Consider the following 17,803-nt stretch of genomic DNA (forward strand, 5'->3'; position numbering starts at 1 on the left):
AGCGCCGCCGGGTGACAGCACCGCCGGACAGTTCGTGTCGAGTACGACCCGCCAGGAGGTTCGCGTGTACGACCCGGAGTTCACCCTCGACTACGACGGTTTCGATCCAGACGACGAACCCCTGCGCGAAGCCCTGACCTCGACGGGCAACGGCTACTTCTGTTCACGCGGCACCGCCGAGTGGGAAGACATGGGCGAGGTCCATTATCCGGGGACCTACGCGCATCGTTGCTACAACCGCGAGACCACCATCATGGGTGGCAGCCCGGTCCTGAACGAGGATCTGGTCAACCTCCCGAACTGGCTCGTGCTGAAGCTGCGCATCGACGGCGGCGAGGCGATCCGCCTGGCACAGGTGGAGATCCTCGACTACCGGCACGTCTACGACATCCGCACCGCCACCGTGGTCCGCGAACTGCGGTTCCGGGATCGGCACGGCCGCGAGACGTCGCTGTGCAGCAGGCGGTTCGTGAGCATGGAGCATCCGAACCAGGGGGCGCTCGAATGGTCGCTGACCCCGGAGAACTGGTCGGGGCGGGTCGAGATCGTCACCGCCCTCGACGGCCGGGTCTCCAACCGCGCCGTGGCCCGCTACCGCGATCTCGAGGCACGGCACCTCGATCCGGTCTCGCCGCGCACCTACGGCCCCGAGACGATCGCGCTGAAGGTGCAGATCCGCCAGTCCGACACCTACATCGCCCAGGCCGCCCGCACCCGGGTGTTCCGGGAGGGCTCGTGCGGGGCGATGCTCGTCGACCGCGATCTGTACCAGATGGAGGACTACATCCAGCAGGTCCTCTCCTTCGACATCGCCGAGGGCTCGACGGTACGCATCGAGAAGATGGTGGCGATGTTCACCTCCCGCGACGACGCGATCACCGAGCCCCTCGCGTCGGCGGGCCGGCACGTGTTGCGCTATCCGAATTTCGCCGAGGCGTACGACGAGCACGTCGCGGCCTGGGACGAGTTGTGGGACATCTGCGACATCCGGCTGCCGCGGGAGCCGCGCGCGCAGTTGCTGTTGCGTCTGCACGTCTCGCACGTGCTGCAGGTCTGCTCACGGCACACCGCGCGCCTCGACGCGGGAGTGCCGGCGCGCGGACTCAACGGCGAGGCTTATCGCGGGCACGTGTTCTGGGACGAGATGTTCGTCTATCCCTTCCTGAACATGCGGGTCCCCGAGATCACCAAGGGACTGATCCTCTACCGTTACCGCCGGTTGGGCGAGGCGCAGGCCGCGGCGAGCGAGGCCGGTTACCGCGGCGCGATGTTCCCCTGGCAGAGCGGCAGCGACGGCACGGAGGAGACCCAGACGGTGCATCTCAATCCGATGTCGGGGCAATGGGATCCGGACTTGAGCCGGAACCAGCGTCACGTCAGCGCCGCGATCTTCTACAACGTGTGGCACTACTACCAGGCCACCGACGACGTCGACTTCCTCGCCGACTACGGCGCCGAGATGATGCTCGAGATCGCGCGGTTCTGGGCGTCGATCGCGCACTACAACCCCGACCGGGACCGCTACGAGATCCACGGCGTGATGGGCCCGGACGAATTCCACGAGCGGTATCCGGGAGCCACCGAGGGCGGTCTGCGCAACAACGCGTACACCAACGTGATGGTCGCGTGGATCGCGGCGCGCGCCCTGGACGTCTTCGAGGTGTTGTCGAAGAGCCGGCGCACGGCCCTGCGGGCCCGGTTGCGGGTCACCGACGAGGAACTGCGCACCTGGTCGGAGATGAGCCGGAGAATGTTCGTGCCCTACCACGACGGGGTGATCAGCCAGTTCGAGGGCTACGAGGATCTCGAGGAACTCGACTGGGAGCACTACCGCACGAAGTACGGCAACATCGGTCGGATGGACCGCATCCTGCGCGCCGAGGGCCGCGACCCGGATGCCTACAAGGTGGCCAAGCAGGCCGACACGGTGATGCTGTTCTTCCTGTTCGACGACGCCGAGCTGCGGCAGGTGTTCGAACAGCTCGGCTATCCGTTCGATCGCGACCTCGTGCGCCGCACCGTCGACTACTACGACCAGCGCACCTCGCACGGGTCGACGCTCAGTCACGTGACGTTCGCCGGTGTGCTCGCCACCTTCGATCCGCAGTCGTCGTGGCTGCGGTTCAAGCTCGCGCTCGAGAGCGACGTCAGCGACCTGCAGGGCGGCACCACCAAGGAGGGCATCCACATGGGGGTCATGGGCGGCACCCTCGATCTGGTGCAGCGCTACTACGTCGGTGCCCGCGCGTACGGCGACGTGCTCGTCTTCCGGCCCAAGCTGGTCTCACACCTCGACGGGGTGTCGTTCTCCATGCGGTACCGCGGCACTCCCCTGCGGGTGCGGATCGACGGCGACAAGCTGTCGGTGCGCGCCGAGACCGAGGGCTTCCGGGTGCCGGTGCAGGTCGCGGTGGACGGCGAACTCGTCGAGCTCGGCGCCGGCGAGTCGCACGAGTTCCGGCTCGACGCCGTCCCTGCCTGACCGCGAGGAGGGCATCGTGGCCGAGACGCAGTCGCGGTTCCGTGCGGTGATCTTCGACGTCGACGGGGTGCTCGTCGATTCACCGCACGAGACGGCGTGGCGGGAAGCGCTGGCGGAGTTGATGACCGGCGACTGGCGCGACCTGCAACCCGAGACCTCCTGGACCGACGACGCGTTCACCGCGGCGGTGTACCGGCAGGTGCTGTCGGGTCGGCCGCGGATGGACGGCGCCCGCGCCGCGCTCGAGTACTTCGCGGTGCCCGACGCCGAGCGCCGCGCGGTGGACTACGCCCAGCGCAAGCAGGCCCGGTTGCTGCGGTTGATCGACGAGCGCCGGTTCCGCGCCTACGACGACGGGGTGCGCTTCGTCGCGGCGGTGCAGGCGGCGGGGATCGCGGTGGCCGCGGCGTCCTCGTCGAAGAATGCCGGGCTGTTCCTGCGGGCGGTCCCCGCCCACGACCGTCCTGGCGAGGCGCTGCTCGACCGGTTCGACGCGGATCTGTCCGGCCGCCCGGTCGCCCACGGCAAACCCGACCCGGAACTGTTCCTCACCGCCGCCGACGAACTCGAGGTGCCCGCCCAGGCGTGCGTGGTCGTCGAGGACGCGATCAGCGGGATCCGGGCGGCGAAGGCCGGCGGCATGTGGGCGCTCGGTGTCGCCCGTTTCGACGACGCCGCCGACCTCGAGGACGCGGGCGCCGATCTGGTGGTGACCTCCCTCGACGAGGTCGACGTCGACGCCTTCACCGCCGGGCGACTGGCCCGCCGCGGATCGGTTTGACGCTCAGTCTATTCCGACGCCCTGCCAGTGCCAGTCGGTGATCACCGGCATGTCCTCGCCGTGGGTACGCACGTAGCGGGTGTGTTCGGCGAGGATGTTCTCGAGTTCCTCGCGGGCGTGCCCGGCGATCGGCCGGATCCGCTCGACGCGGTCGAGGACGTCGAGCGCGAGGTGGTAGCGGTCGATGCGGTTGAGCACGCACATGTCGAACGGTGTGGTGGTCGTGCCCTCCTCGATGTAGCCGTGGACGTGGAAGTTCTCGTGGTTGGTGCGCCGGTAGACGAGACGGTGGATCAGCCACGGATAGCCGTGGTAGGCGAAGACCACCGGCTTGTCGGTGGTGAACAGCGCGTCGAAGTGCGCGCCCGGCAGCCCGTGCGGGTGCGCCCGGTCGTCCTGCAGCCGCATGAGGTCGACGACGTTGACCACCCGGATCCGCAGGTCGGGGAAGCGGCGGTGCAGGATGTCGACGGCTGCGAGGGTTTCCATCGTGGGGATGTCGCCGGCGCAGGCGAGCACCACATCCGGTTCGACGTCGCGGTCGGTCGAGGCCCACTGCCAGATCCCGATGCCCTTGCGGCAGTGGGTCATCGCGTCGTCGATATCGAGGAACTGTACGGCCGGTTGCTTCCCGGCGACGATCACGTTGATGTACTGGCGGGTGCGCAAGCAATGATCGGCCACCGAAAGCAGGGTGTTGGCGTCCGGCGGCAGGTATACGCGCACGACCTCGGGTTTCTTGTTGACGACGTGGTCGATGAATCCGGGATCCTGGTGCGAGAAGCCGTTGTGGTCCTGCCGCCACACGTGGGAGGTGAGCAGGTAGTTCAGCGACGGGATGGGGCGGCGCCAGCGGATCCGGTTCGTGGTGAGCAGCCATTTGGCGTGCTGGTTCACCATCGAGTCGACCAGGTGCGCGAAAGCCTCGTAGCTGGAGAACAATCCGTGCCGGCCGGTGAGCAGATACCCCTCGAGCCAACCCTGGCAGGTGTGTTCGGACAGGATCTCCATGACGCGGCCGTCGGGGGCGACCCGGTCGTCACCCGGCTCGATGCGCGCGTTCCAGGTGCGGTCGGTGGCGTCGAGGACCGCGTCGAGGCGGTTGGAGTTGTTCTCGTCGGGCGCGAACATCCGGAAGTTCGTGGCGTTGCGCCGCATGACGTCGCGCAGGAAGGTGCCGAGGATGCGGGTGGCCTCGCCGGTGGCGGTGGCCGGTTCGGGAACGTCGACGGCGTAGTCGCGGAAGTCGGGCAGGATCAGATCCCGCAGAACCGCTCCCCCGTTGGCGTGCGGGTTGGCGCTCATCCGCCGGGTGCCACGGGGCGCGAGGTCGCGCAGGGCCGCGACGGGAACGCCGTCGTCGTCGAACAACTCCTTCGGCCGGTAGCTGCGCAGCCACTCCTCGAGGAGGTGGCGGTGCTCGTCGTTCCTGCGCGGATCACCGATCGGCACCTGGTGGGCGCGCCACGTGCCCTCGACCGGGGCGTCGTCGACCTCCACCGGGCCGGTCCAGCCCTTCGGGGACCGGAGCACGATCATCGGCCACGCCGGGCGGGTCGCGTTTCCTGAGCTGCGGGCGGTCTGCTGGATCTCGGAGATGCGGTCGAGCGCCGCGTCGAGGGCGGCGGCGAAGCGCCGATGCATGTCGGCGGGATGGTCGCCGGCGACGACGATCGGTTCGTGCCCGTAGCCACGCAGCAGCGAGATCAGTTCGTCCTCGCCGATGCGCGCGAGCACCGTCGGGTTGGCGATCTTGAAACCGTTGAGGTGCAGGATCGGCAGTACCGCGCCGTCGCGGCGCGGGTCGACGAATTTCGTCGAATGCCAGCTCGCGGCCAGCGGCCCCGTTTCGGCTTCGCCGTCGCCGACGATCGCGGCGACGATCAGATCGGGATTGTCGAAGGCGGCGCCGTAGGCATGCGAGAGGGAGTAGCCGAGTTCACCGCCCTCGTGGATCGATCCGGGGGTCTCGGGGGCGACGTGGCTGGGAATGCCGCCGGGGAACGAGAACTGGCGGAACAGGCGCCGCATGCCGTCCTCGTCGCGGGAGATATCCGGGTAGACCTCGCTGTAGGTGCCTTCGAGCCACGCCGCGGCCACCGGTCCGGGTCCGCCGTGACCGGGACCCATGACGTACATCATGTCCAGGTCGCGGGTGGTGATGGCGCGGTTGAGGTGCGCGTAGACGAAGTTCAATCCCGGTGTGGTGCCCCAGTGTCCGAGCAGCCGCGGTTTGATGTGTTCGGGCCGCAGCGGTTCGCGCAGCAGCGGATTGTCCATGAGGTAGATCTGGCCGACGGACAGATAGTTCGCGGCCCGCCACCACGCGTCGAGGGTGCCGAAGTCGGTGTCGGTGGTGGGGAGCTGCATCGTTCTCCTCGTCGTCGCTGATATCCGGCGCCGGCCAGGGCTTTCCCGCGAATGCGCATGCGGGGCCCGGCCTGCCGCGTACCCTCGCTCGGAACGGTACCCAATCGGGGAGGTACCCACTCCCGGTACCGACCGGAACGATCCGACACCGGAAGTCGAATGCGAATGCCCTGGGCCAGGACCGCACAGGAACGCACAGTCGATTACGAAGCACCGCAGCGGCGGGTGATCCATCCCGTTCGCAGGCCGCGCGGTGGGGGTGATCGGGCGCTCGTGGCGTTCGCACACCTGGTCACGGCGGTGGCCGGTGGCCGCGGATACTGGTTCGACGAGATGTACATGCTGGCCGTGGGCCGCAATCACCTCGACTGGGGGTCGGCCGACCAGCCGCCGGTCGCGCCGCTGATCGCATGGGTCGCCGAGGTGGTCGTGCCCGGGTCGGTCCTCGTGCTGCGGATACCGGCGATCGTGGCGACGGTGGCTGCGGTCGTGGTCGTCGCGCTGATCGCCCGCGAGCTGGGTGGTGATCGGCGTGGCGCTCGCCGCGCTCGTGCCGTCCGTCTCGGTGCCGATGTCCAACAGCGACGTCGGGGAACGGATCGCCGCGAGCACCGCGGGCGCGTACGAGGATCTGTCGGCGCACAGCCCAACCGCGCGTACGGCTATTTCCCTCTTCCCGACGAGTCGAGCACCGATGTGCTGTTCACCGGTGCCGACCCGTTCGACCTCGAACCGTATTTCACCGAGATCCGTGAGGTGCGCGGACCTGTGAGCGACGACATCGACGCCCGGGTGTGGCTGCTGACGGGAAGGACCACCGGGTGGCACGAGATCCGGCAGCAGATCCGCACACTCGACGTGGCGTGAGCTACGGCTGGGTGGCCTTCGCCTCGTTCTTCCGTTGCACCATCTCGCCGATCCAGGCCGGCGCGTACGGTGACGTGCAGCCCGGTGACGTCGGATAGTCCTTCAGCACCTCGAGGCGTTCGCCGATGTCGAGCGCGCGGGCCCGGTGGTCGGGGTGTTCGATGCCGACCTGCGCCAGGCACGTGTTCATCGCCCACTGCAATCGTTCGGGGGCGTCGCGCATCTGAGCGTCGATGATGTCGAGCAGGCCGGACAGGTCGAGGCCGTCGGCGTTCTTGACGACACGCTCGGCGGTGAGTGCCCAGCCTGCGCTCGCGACGATCGGATCTGGATCGGTCATCCATCGCCCGCGCAGCTCCTCCGCGTGCGGGTTCTTCTTCACGACGTAGTTCACGAACCAGTCGTGCACCTTCGGGGTGCCGGTCTCACGGACCATCGTGTCGAGTTCGTCGGCGGTGAACGCCTTCGGGCGGCAGATCAGCAGCGCGAGCAGCCGGGCGGCGGTGTCGCCGGTGGCCCAGAGTTGCTGCGCGAGCTCGTGCTGCGTCTTCACCCGCTTGGCGACGGCGCGCAGGGCGCTGAGGTTCACGCCGTGGTCGTCGCCGTGTTTCTCGTTCACCGCGCGGATCTTCGGGTCGCCGAGTGCAGCGAGTTCGGTGAGCAACTCGTCGATGGTCGGAGCGTCCGTTTTCGTCTGTGCCACCGCGATCTCCTGTCCGTATGTCGGTCGCGCCTCAGCCTACGAGCGTCGGGCGACGGCCTGGGCTGGTTCCATCGTCGATTCGGGTGGGTTCGGCGTCGCTGAGTGGGATCGGATCCACCCGGATCCGTTCACAGGCCGAGTTGGGTGACCGCGTTGCCGACGAGACCGGCGTGGTGGCGGCTGTACAGCGCGACCATCCGTTCGTCCGCGTGTCCGGTCTGCGTCATGATCGTCTGTGTGGTCGCGCCGCCGCGCACCGCCTGGGTGACGAACCCGGCCCGCAGGCTGTGCCCGCCCAGGGTGGCGACGAGGTCGTCGCTGAATCCGGCGCGGCGGGCGCGGCGCTGGATCATCGAGTGCACGGACTGCCCCGACAGCGCGGTCGTCCCCACCGCGCCGCTGTGGTGCACCGGCCGGAACAGGGGCCGGTCGCCGTCCTGCGTGCGCCCGGCCGCCAGACCACGGCAGCAGTGCTCGGCCGGTTCGGCCGCGGCGGTACCGAGCAGGTCGACGACGGCCTCGCGTCCGGACTCGTCCCACGCGTCGAGCACCTCCCGCCAGCGTCGATAGGCACACACCGGACAGGTGTGCGGATCGGACCCGTACGGCAGGGTGACCGTGCGGCCGCGCGCACTGCGGTCGGTCTTGGACCGGCGGACCGTCACGTAGAGCCCGTCGGCGCGGTGCGGGACGACGTCGGAGACGACGAGCCCGGTGAGCTCCGAGCGGCGCAGCGCCCCGGCCAATCCCATGAGCAGCAGCGCCGCGTCGCGACGTTCGGCGACGCGTTCGGCCCACCCGCCGTCGGCCGCCTCGACGCGCATCGCGGAGAGGATGGTGCGGATGTCGTCGGTGAGCAGCGGGGTCCGGCGCGCCGGCGGGGTGGCCCGGTCGCGTCGGATGCCGCGCAGCAGGTCCCGGACCGATTCGTGCCCACCGGGTTTCGGTAGGCCCGCCAGGGCGTGCATCTTGTTGATGGTCGACACCCAGCGCGACAGCGTCGACGGCGCGTACGCCCAGCGTCCATCGGGGCGCACTTCGGCGGCCTTCTCGGTGAGGAACCAGCTCAGTTGCTCGGCGGTGGCCGGCATCGGACTGTGCCCGGTGCGTTCGCACCAGCGGGTGAAGATCGTCCAGTCGCCGATCTGGGCGGCGCGGGTGTTCTCCGAAGTCGCCTTCTCCCGCAGCCGCCGCATCGCGGTGGCGACCGTGTCCGGGACCGCGGGCCCCTCGGGACGGGGCAGATCCGGGCTGGTCACGGCGTGTTGATCCTCTGGACACGCAGGTCGCGGGCGAGATGATCGCGCTGTTCGATGACCAGGCGCCGCAGCGCGGCCGGGGCATCGGTGTGGGCCTCGAGCCAGGTGTCGACGGGTTCGAGGCTGTCGGCCGCGGGAAACAATCCGACGACGATGCGGCGGGCGATCTCGATGCTGCGGCTCGTCCACGTCTCACAGAGCACCGCGAAGTAATCGGTGTCGTAGGCGGAGATCAGGTCGCGGCGCTCCCCGGCGCGGAACCCGGCGATGGTCGCGTCGAGGTGGTCGTTGGTGAGGCTGTGGTCGGCGAGGATCGTCGCCCACGCGTGCGCCTTGACCTCGGCGCGCGGGCGAGAAGCGAGCGCGCGCAGGTGCGCGGTGCGTCCCGAGGCGGTGTCGTCGTTGCGCAGTTCCTCGTCGAGGTCGGCCTCGTCGGCGTCGCCGGTCGTGGTCAGCGCTGCCCACCAGCTCCATCGCAGGTCGGGGTCGAGGCGCAGGCCCTCCGGCGGTGCGAGGTTGCCGCACAGGATCGCTCGCAGGTCGGCGGCGTGCCGGTCGTCCACGCTCGCCGCGACACCGAGCGCGCGGGCGAATGCCAGCTGGGCGTCGCTGCCGGGTGCGACACCGTGCATTCCGTCCCAGACCGCGTCGAGCCAGCGACGCCGCGCATCGGTGCGCGCCGAGTCCGGCACATAGTGTTCGACGGCCTGGGCCGCGTTGGCAAGCACCGCGGTGAGCAGCGCGATGTCCGCCTCGTACGGGGCGAACCCGGCGGCCATCGACAGATAGCGGTCGACGGCGAGTTCCCCGTCGCGGGTCGCGTTCCACAGCGCCGACCACAGCAGTCCGCGCGCGAGCGGTTCGCGGACGCGGTCCAGGGAGGACTCGACCGTGTCGAGCGACCGCGTGTCGAGGCGAACCTTGGCGTAGGTGAGGTCGTCGTCGTTGAGCAGCACCAGCGCCGCCTCGGGCAGGTCGACGGGGGTGCGTTCGTCGGCGAGGTCGACCTCGACGCGGTGGGTGCGGACGAGGTCGCCGGAGTCGTCGGAGTCGTAGCAGCCGACGGCGAGGCGATGCGGGCGCGGATCGCCCTGCACGATCTCGTACCCGGTCCCGGACTCCTCGAGATGCAGGGTTGATACGCCGGTGGTCTGCAGCCACGCCTGCGCCCACGACGTCAGGTCGCGGCCGGAGGTGCTCGACAGTTCGACGAGCAGATCGTCGAGGGCGGTGTTGCCGAAGGCGTGCTTGCGGAAGTACCGGCGGGCACCTTCGAAGAAGGCGTCGCGGCCGACATAGGCCACGAGCTGCTTGAGCACGCTCGCGCCCTTGGCGTAGGTGATGCCGTCGAAGTTCAGCTTCGCGGCCTCGAGGTCGACGATGTCGGCGACGATCGGATGCGTCGTGGGCAGCTGGTCCTGCAGATACGCCCAGGCCTTGCGGCGGTTCGCGAAGGCCACCCACGCGTCGGTGAACTTGGTGGCCTCAGCGCTGGTGAAGGCGCCCATGAAATCGGCGAACGACTCCTTCAGCCACAGGTCGTCCCACCACTTCATGGTCACCAGATCGCCGAACCACATGTGGGCCATCTCGTGGAGGATCGTGTTCGCGCGACCCTGATGCTGGGCGGCGGTGGCGGCACCGCGGAAAACGTACGCCTCGGTGAAGGTGACGCAGCCGGGGTTCTCCATCGCACCGAGGTTGTATTCGGGCACGAACACCTGGTCGTACTTGCCGAACGGATACGGATAGTCGAAGTGCTCGGCGTAGAAGTCCATGCCCTGCCGGGTGACCTCGACGATCTCGTCGGCGTCGAGATGCTCGGCGAGTGACGCGCGGCACAGCACTCCCAGCGGCACCGTCAGCTCGTCGCGGCTCCACGACGCGTCGACCCGGTGGTACGGGCCGGCGACGATCGCGGTGATGTAGGTGGAGATCGGCTGGGTCGGCGCGAACGTCACGGTCTGGGTGTCGTCGCGCTGCACCGTGCGCTCGGCGGCCTCGTTCGAGAGCACCTGCCAGCGGCGCGGGGCGGTGACCACGAAGGTGAACGGCGCCTTGAGATCCGGCTGTTCGAAGCATGCGAACACGCGACGGGCGTCGGCCGGTTCGTACTGGGTGTAGAGATAGGTTTCGCTGTCGACGGGGTCGACGAAGCGGTGCAGCCCCTCCCCCGACCGGCTGTACCGGCCGGTCNCAGACCACCGATGGTGATCCGCGCGCCGTCGTAGACGACGGGCACGAGCTCACCGTTGATCGTCACCGACTCGACGGAGTCGCCGATGAAATCGAGCCAGGCCTCGTCGGTGGAGGCGGTGAATTCGAGCGTCGTGACCGTGGGGAATCCGGTGCGTCGGGCGTCGACGGCACCCCGCAGGTCGAGTTCGACGCGGTAGGAGTGCACGTCGAGTGCGCGGGCGCGCGCGGCGGTTTCGGCACGGGTCAGATTCGCGGAGCTCACGAGTCCCGATCCTGCCATCACGCGCCCGGACCCGGCGGTATTAGCTTGAATCCACCGATGCCCCCGGCGGGTAGCGGCGTGTCGAAATAAAGAAAACGCCCCCTGAACTGGGATGATTGATGTTCTTCACGCACAAACCAGTCCAGTTCAAAGAAGGGCACTTCCAGTGCAAGTGTCCCACACGTTCAACGCCGAGTCCGCACTGTTCGACGACGACAACATCGTGTCGTACGGCGGCCTGATACCGGTGATGACCTTGGCGCAGCTGACAGGCCTGTCCGACCTGCTGACCGAGAAGATCACGATCACCACCTCGAAAGTCAAATCCGGGGCAGCGAACCCCGCTCCGAAACTGACCACCCTGATCGCCGGAATGTGCGCCGGCGCGGACAGTATCGACGACGTCGACGTGCTGCGCTCCGGTGGCATGACCACCTTGTTCGACCGGGTATACGCACCATCGACCATCGGAGCATTGCTGCGCCAGTTCACCTTCGGACACGCCCGCCAACTCGAATCGATGCTGCGCGCACATCTGGCCGCACTGGCGAACAGGGTCGAACTGCTGCCCGGACGTGCGCGCCAGATCTATCTCGACATCGATTCGCTGCTCCGTCCGGTCTACTGACACGCCATACAGGGCGCGAACTACGGGCACACCAAGATCGCCGGCAAGCAACTACTCCGCAAAGGTCTGTCCCCACTGGCCGCGGTACTGAGCACCGACGACTGTGCCCCGGTGATCGCCGGGATGCGGCTGCGCTCCGGCAAGACCGGATCCGGCAAGGGTGCCGGGCACATGATCGCCGGAGCGATCGCCACCGCCCGCTCCGTCGGCGCAGCAGCACAGATCCTGGTACGCGGCGACTCGGCATACGGCACCCGCAAAGTCGTCCGTGCCTGCCTACGCGCCGGCGCCGAGTTTTCACTGGTGATGACGAAGAATTCGGCGATCACGAAGGCGATCGCCACGATCGATGAGAACGCATGGACGCCGGTGCAGTACCCGAATGCGGTCCGTGACCCGGGCACCGGAGCATGGATCTCCGACGCTGAGGTCGCCGAAATTCCGTACACCGCGTTCGCCTTCACGAAGGACCGGACCACCGCCCGACTGGGGGTCGCCGTAGTATCGGCCGAATTTCGGGCGGATATGGCGTAGTGGGCTGGTAGAGCAGGGTTTTCGTGTTCGGGGTGCACGGTGGGGTGGTTGGTGCTTGGCTTGGCTGCCGATGAGGGTTGATCGGCGTGCTGGAGGTTGGGGTTCGTGGCGACGCGGGTGTTCGCGGACGAGGAGTTGGAGCGTCTGCGGGGGTTCCCGGAGATCAGCCGTGAGGAGTTGTTCCGGTTTTTCACGTTGACTCCGGCTGATCTGGCGTTTGTGGATCCGGGTCGTGGCCGGGGTCCGGCGGACCGGTTGGGTTTGGCGGTGGCGTTGTGCACTCTGCCGTGGCTGGGTTTTGTGCCGGACCGGTTGACTACGGCGCCGCCGGTGGCGGTGGCCCGGCTGGCTGAGCAGTTGCGGGTGGATGCGGTGGGGATCGGTTCGTACGGCAGGCGCGCCAAGACCCGCACCGAGCACGCACGTTTGGCCGCGCAGTATCTGGGCTGGCGGGCGGCCGGGGCGTTGGAGTCGAAGGAGCTGGACGAGTTCTTGCTGGCGCGGGCGATGGAGCATGATTCCCCGACGCTGCTGTTCCGGCTGGCGTGCGAGTACCTGATCTCGGCGCGGGTGATCCGGCCGGGCCCGGTCACGGTGGTGGAGCGAGTCGCCCACGCCCGTCACCAGGCGCAGACCGAAACCTATGACCGGCTCGCGCACGAGTTCACACCCGAACGGTGCACGGAGCTGGATTCGTTGCTGGTCACCGATCCCTCGCTGGGGGTGTCGCGGCTGCGGTGGCTGTCGACGCCTCCGGTGGAGGCGTCGGCGCAGGCGGTGCGCGCCGAGGTCGAGAAGCTGGGGTTCCTGCGCGGGATGGGCGCGGACCGCCTCGACATGTCGGTGCTGCCCGCCGAGCGGCGCCGGTTTCTGGCCACGATGGGCCGGCGTCTGACCCCGCAGGCCCTCGAACGTCGAGAGCCGCAACGCCGGTATCCGATCTTGTTGACGGTGCTGGCGCAGTCGGCGACCGATGTGCTCGATGAGGTGGTGGCGCTGTTCGATCAGGCGATCTCGGCGAAGTTCGGCCAGGCCGAGCGGCGCATGCAGCAGCAGTTGGCCGAACGCGGCAAAACGGGAGAGGATCGCCAGGCCCTCCTCGATGAGTTGCTGGCGATCATCAATGACCCGCAGATCCCCGACGAAGACGTTGGCGGTCTGGTCCGGGGCGATGCGATCGGGTGGGAGCGGTTGCGGGCGGCGATCGCGGCGGCCAAACCGCGGCTGCCGCGTGATCACGGGCATCTGGCCGCACTGGATTCGTCGTATAGCTATCTGCGGCAGTTCACTCCGGCGGTGTTGTCGGCGGTGCGGTTCGCCGGCGGCACCGCGGCGACGGAGCTGCTGGTTGCGGTGGACATGCTGCGCGAGCTGAACGCCACCGGACGTCGGAAGGTGTTCGACGAGGCACCGGCGGGGTTCGTGCCGGTCAAGTGGCGCGGCTATCTCGACGAGGCCCGGAAATCGGGCAGTGTCACCGCGTATCGGCACTATTGGGAGCTGTGTGTGCTGCTGGGGTTGCGGGACGGTTTGCGTAGCGGGGATGTGTTCGTGCCGGGGTCGCGCCGCTACGCCGATCCGGCCGCCTACCTGCTCACTACCGGGCAGTGGGCGCCGCAGCGGGCCGAGTTCTGCCGCCTGGTCGGCAAACCCGCCGACCCCGGCGAAGGGTTGGCGGCGGTAGTCGATGAGCTGCACGAGGCGGTCGAAGGGCTGGAGGCGGTGCTGGCCGGCGGGGACGGCCCGGTCCGTGTGGACGAGGGCGGGGGTCTGGTGATCTCGCCGTTGACCGCCGAAGAGGTCCCCGAGGAGGCGAAGTCGTTGAAGGCGGAGCTGACGGAGATGCTGCCGTTCGCGCCGATCGTGTCGTTGCTGATCGAGCTGGACAAACGCACCGGCTACCTGGACTGTTTCACTCACGCCTCGGGCAAGCAGACCCGCACCCCGGAGCTGAAACGCAACCTCATCGCGGTGCTGCTGGCGTATTCGACGAACCTGGGTTTGACCCGGATGGCGGAGGCCTGCGGCATCTCCTACGACATCCTCGCGTGGACGGCGGAATGGTATGTCCGCGAGGAGACGCTGCGGGCGGCGAACCTGGCGATCATCGACTACCACCAAAGGTTGCCGCTGACCACGGTGTTCGGTGCGGGCACGCTGTCATCCAGCGACGGGCAGCGGTTCCCGGTGCGCGGTAAGTCGACTTCGGCGCGGGAGATGGTCATCCACGGCGGCCGGGTGCTGTCGACCTACACCCATGTCACCGATCAGCACGCCACCTACGGCACGAAGATCATCGTCGCCACCAAACGCGAAGCGCACTACGTGCTCGATGAAATCCTCGGCAACGCCACGGATCTGCCGATCACCGAACACGCCACCGACACCCACGGGGTGACTCTGGTGAATTTCGGGTTGTTCGACCTGCTCGGGATGCAGCTCTCACCCCGGATCCGGGACCTGGGCCGGATCACCCTGTACCGGCCCGGCCCCCGCCGCGAGACCGAGGCCCGGTTCCCGCACGCCGGACCGCTGATGACCCGCAAAGCGAATCTGGAGTTGATCGCCGAGCACTGGGACGATCTGCTGCGGCTGGCGGGGTCGCTGAAGTTCGGGCACGCCACCGCCTCGCTGCTGGTCGGCAAGCTGTCCGCGTCCGGGCGGCAGAACACCCTGGCCACCGCGCTCAAGGAGTACGGCGCGGTCCGGCGCACCGTCTACGCCGCGAAGTATCTGTCGGATCCGGACTATCGACGCAAGATCTCCCGCCAGCTCAACAAGGGCGAGTCCCTGCACGCGCTGCGCCGCGACCTGCTCTATGCGCACGAGGGCATGATCCGCGCCCGCCAGCTCGACGACCAGACCGAGCAGGCGTGGTGCCTGACCTTGGCCACCAACGCCGTGATCGCCTGGACCACCGAGTATTACGGGCTCGCGGTCGAGCAGATGCGCCGTGCCGGGCGCCGCATCGATGACGAGGTGCTGGCCCATATCAGCCCCGCCCACAGCGAGAACATCAACTTCTTCGGCGCGATCGAGGTCGACATCGACGCCGAACTCGCCGCGCTCGGCCCGACCGGGTACCGGCCGCTGCGGGTACGCGACACCCTGTTCTGAGTCAGCAGCACGGTGCCTCGGTTGCGGGGGTCGACGAGGGCGTCGGCAGGGGGCGTGTGAGCTGGTGTAGGCGTCGGCGACGGGCTGCATGGTCATCCCCGCCGTGGTGGGATCGGCGGTGCTCATGGGCGATGGGACGGCCGGAGCCCTTTGCGGATTGCGGTAGGTGACGCGGGCACTGATCGTTGTCGCTGGGGATGGTGCCTGGGCGGTGCGGGTTCGGTGGGCGGCCAGTGCCTGCATACAACCTGTCGTGATCGCCGTGTCAGATCGTGATCGCCGCGTGGTTCAGCGGCGTTCCTCGATTGCATGGGTGTCGGTGGTAAACCGGACGCCGGGGGTGGGCAGCCACCAGTTCCACTTGCCGAGCAGGCGCATGAGGGCCGGGACGAGTACGAGGCGGATCAGGACGGCGTCGATGGCTACCGCAACCGCGAGGGCGAGTCCGAGTTGTTTGAGTTCGAGGATGTCGGCGGTGACGAAGCTGGCGAAGATGGCGATCATGATCGCGGCGGCCGCGGTGATCGGCCGCGCGGTGTGAGTGAGCCCCGCCGCGACGGCGCGCTGGTTGTCGCCGCTGGCGTCCCAGTATTCGCGGATGCGACGAATCAGGAACACCTCGTAGTCCATCGAGAGCCCGAACAGTAGCGCGAACACCACGGTGGGTAGGTAGACCTGCACGAATCCGGGGCTAGTGAAGTCGAGGACGTTCTCGCCCAGACCCCACTGGAACACCGCGACGGTGATACCGAGGGCGGCGCCCGTGGCGAGCAGGTTCATCGCGATGGCCTTGAGGGGCAAGGCGATACTGCGGAAAGCGGCGATGAGGAAGACCAGCGAGGCGGTCAGCACCAAGGCTACGACCAGCGGCAGTTTGGTGGTCATTTCGTCGGAGAGGTCGACGAATTCGGCGGTGCTGCCGCCGATGCGGATCTCGGCTTCGGTCGCGTCGGCGGCTGTGGTGCGCAGGTCGCGGATGAGGTCGGTGGCGGCCATCGAGTCGAAGGTGACCGAGGGGATCGCCATCGCCAGCATTCGACCGTCATTGAGCTGGGCGGGCAGGACGGTGTCGATGCGGGCGTCGCCGTCGATCTCGGTCAAGAATCGGTTGACCCGTGCTGCGGCGTCTGCGGTGAGTGGGGTGTCGCCGGGGCCGGTGGCGATGATCTCGACCGGGGAGAGTGCTCCGGGCGAGAAGTTGGTGGTCAATGCGGTGCTGGCGCGTCCGGTCGGGGTGCCGTCGAGGGCGGTGGTACCCATGTCGAGGCCGTAGCGGATCCCGAATACCGGCAGCGCGGCGAGGACCAGCACCGCTGCGGCCGCGGTGCCGAAGAGGACGGGTCGGCGCATGACGAGATACGCCCAGCGCGCCCAGCGACCACCGACAACGCCCGAAGTGTCGGTGGCGCTGTCGGCAGGGCGCCAGCGGGCCGGGAGACTGCCGCGGTTGACAGCCGGGCCCAAAGCTGCGAGCAGGGCGGGTAGCAGGGTGACGGCGACGGCGAGCATGCTGGTGACGGCGGTGGCGACGCCGATGGCGATGCCACGGAAGATCGGTGCCTGGATGATGATCAACGCGCACAGCGAGATCATCACCACCAGGCCCGAGACCAGAATCGTTTTGCCTGCTGTGGCGAGGGAGCGGCCGACGGCGCCGGAGATCGCGGCGTGGTCGGCGACGGTGTGGTGGGTGAGTTCTTCGCGGAAGCGGCTGACGATGAACATCGCGTAGTCGATACCGACGCCGAGGCCGACCATGGTGGCCATGGCCACGGTCAGCGAATCGAACGCGGTCACAGTGGTGAGGGTGAACAACACTCCGATCGCGGTCAGCATCCCGGCGATGGCCACTGCGATCGGGACCGCCGCCGCGGCCAGGGCGCCGAGCGCGAGGACGAGCAGGACCAGCGCGACCGGGATGCCGATTGCCTCGGCGCGGGCCAGGTCGGCGTTCTGCAGTTCGGTGGCCGCGTTCTGTACCGCCGAGTACCCGGTGACCCCCACGTCGATGGAATCGTCGCCGGTGGTGGCGATGGCGTCTTGCAGGTCGCGCGCGACTCTCGCGCGTTCGGCCATGTCGCCGTCCATGCCGGCGAGCGCGATCGCGACGTGACCGTCGGCCGAGATCTGGGATCCGGGCAGCCCGTCGTAGGGGCCGACGACCTCGACCACGCCCTCGACCGCGGTGGCGACGGTGATCGTGCGAGCCACCGCTGCACGGAACTCGGCGTCGGTGGCGGTGACCGCGCCAGATTGCAGCACGATGACCGCCTGTTCCGTACCGAACTGCGGGAAGTGCCGGGCAACCAGGCGATCCACCTCGGTGGACTCCGAGCCCTCGACACCGAAGTCCATCGCACCGAGCCGGTTCTCGAGCAGCGGGTAGGCCACCGCGCACACCACCAGCAGCAGTCCCCAGACCGCCAGGACCGCACGTCTGCGCCGGGCCATCAGAACGCCCCACCGATACAGCACTCCGGGCGAGCCCGGCGGCGATGGTTGCTGAGGCGAGTTCTCGACGACGGCGGACTTCTGCTGGTTCACGCGTTCTCCCTCGGTAGCGACCACAAATTGATCGCCATATCGCGATGTAATCGTTGA

At 68.4% G+C, this 17,803-nt stretch carries 9 protein-coding genes and 2 pseudogenes; 5 read left to right on the forward strand and 6 right to left on the reverse strand.

The genetic code is table 11. The annotated features are described in order from the left end of the window. Positions 1-64 precede the first annotated feature (64 nt). Entirely contained in the window at positions 65-2,482 is a 2,418-nt protein-coding gene (locus QR64_RS15585) for a glycoside hydrolase family 65 protein (protein WP_200886513.1), read from the forward strand. A 16-nt stretch (positions 2,483-2,498) separates the two neighbouring features. Further along, positions 2,499-3,263, forward strand: a complete 765-nt coding sequence (locus QR64_RS15590; protein ID WP_039586102.1) for an HAD family hydrolase — start codon at positions 2,499-2,501, stop codon at positions 3,261-3,263. 3 nt (positions 3,264-3,266) lie between these two features. Here the strand turns inward: QR64_RS15590 and QR64_RS15595 are convergent, their stop codons facing one another. Next, the gene (locus QR64_RS15595; RefSeq protein ID WP_039586104.1) at positions 3,267-5,633 is read right to left on the reverse strand and encodes a phosphoketolase; all 2,367 of its coding nucleotides are present in this window, start codon (positions 5,631-5,633) and stop codon (positions 3,267-3,269) included. 273 nt (positions 5,634-5,906) lie between these two features. Here QR64_RS15595 and QR64_RS15600 point away from each other — a divergent pair, with 273 nt between their 5' ends. After that, the gene (locus QR64_RS15600) at positions 5,907-6,500 is read left to right on the forward strand and encodes a hypothetical protein (protein ID WP_138941540.1); all 594 of its coding nucleotides are present in this window, start codon (positions 5,907-5,909) and stop codon (positions 6,498-6,500) included. 1 nt (position 6,501) lies between these two features. Here QR64_RS15600 and QR64_RS15605 read toward each other — a convergent pair whose 3' ends face one another. The 4 genes and pseudogenes from QR64_RS15605 to QR64_RS27960 all read right to left on the reverse strand — a co-directional run. After that, a complete protein-coding gene (locus tag QR64_RS15605; protein WP_039586106.1) occupies positions 6,502-7,203 on the reverse strand; it encodes a DNA alkylation repair protein in 702 nt (233 codons plus the stop codon). A gap of 128 nt (positions 7,204-7,331) precedes the next feature. Continuing rightward, positions 7,332-8,462, reverse strand: coding sequence for a tyrosine-type recombinase/integrase (locus QR64_RS15610; protein WP_039586108.1), 1,131 nt, complete (start codon positions 8,460-8,462; stop codon positions 7,332-7,334). Beyond that, positions 8,459-10,658: aminopeptidase N (pepN, locus tag QR64_RS15615; protein WP_235367164.1), on the reverse strand; the 2,200-nt coding region annotated here is incomplete at its 5' end. The genes QR64_RS15610 and pepN, both read right to left, overlap by 4 nt. Before the next feature lies 1 nt (position 10,659). Beyond that, positions 10,660-10,923, reverse strand: a pseudogene (locus QR64_RS27960) (aminopeptidase N); the annotation flags it as partial. Positions 10,924-11,089: 166 nt separating this feature from the next. On the opposite strand from QR64_RS27960, the pseudogene QR64_RS15620 reads away from it, so the two are divergent. Together QR64_RS15620 and QR64_RS15625 are read left to right on the forward strand one after the other, a co-directional pair. Continuing rightward, positions 11,090-12,070: pseudogene (locus QR64_RS15620) on the forward strand (IS1380 family transposase); the annotation flags it as partial. 120 nt (positions 12,071-12,190) lie between these two features. Further along, positions 12,191-15,202, forward strand: coding sequence for a Tn3 family transposase (locus QR64_RS15625; RefSeq protein ID WP_039586110.1), 3,012 nt, complete (start codon positions 12,191-12,193; stop codon positions 15,200-15,202). 288 nt (positions 15,203-15,490) lie between these two features. On the opposite strand, the gene QR64_RS15630 is transcribed toward QR64_RS15625, so the two are convergent. Continuing rightward, the gene (locus QR64_RS15630; protein WP_050993554.1) at positions 15,491-17,746 is read right to left on the reverse strand and encodes an MMPL family transporter; all 2,256 of its coding nucleotides are present in this window, start codon (positions 17,744-17,746) and stop codon (positions 15,491-15,493) included. Between the last annotated feature and the right edge of the window lie 57 nt (positions 17,747-17,803).

Origin of the sequence: Rhodococcus sp. Chr-9 (assembly GCF_000801125.1) — a bacterium.
GTDB classification, from domain to species: Bacteria; Actinomycetota; Actinomycetes; order Mycobacteriales; family Mycobacteriaceae; genus Rhodococcus; species Rhodococcus pyridinivorans.

Coding starts and splice junctions, on each gene's coding strand:
- QR64_RS15595 (WP_039586104.1), bottom strand. CDS start 5,633: ATGCAGCTCCCCACCACCGACACCGACTTCGGCACCCTCGACGCGTGG.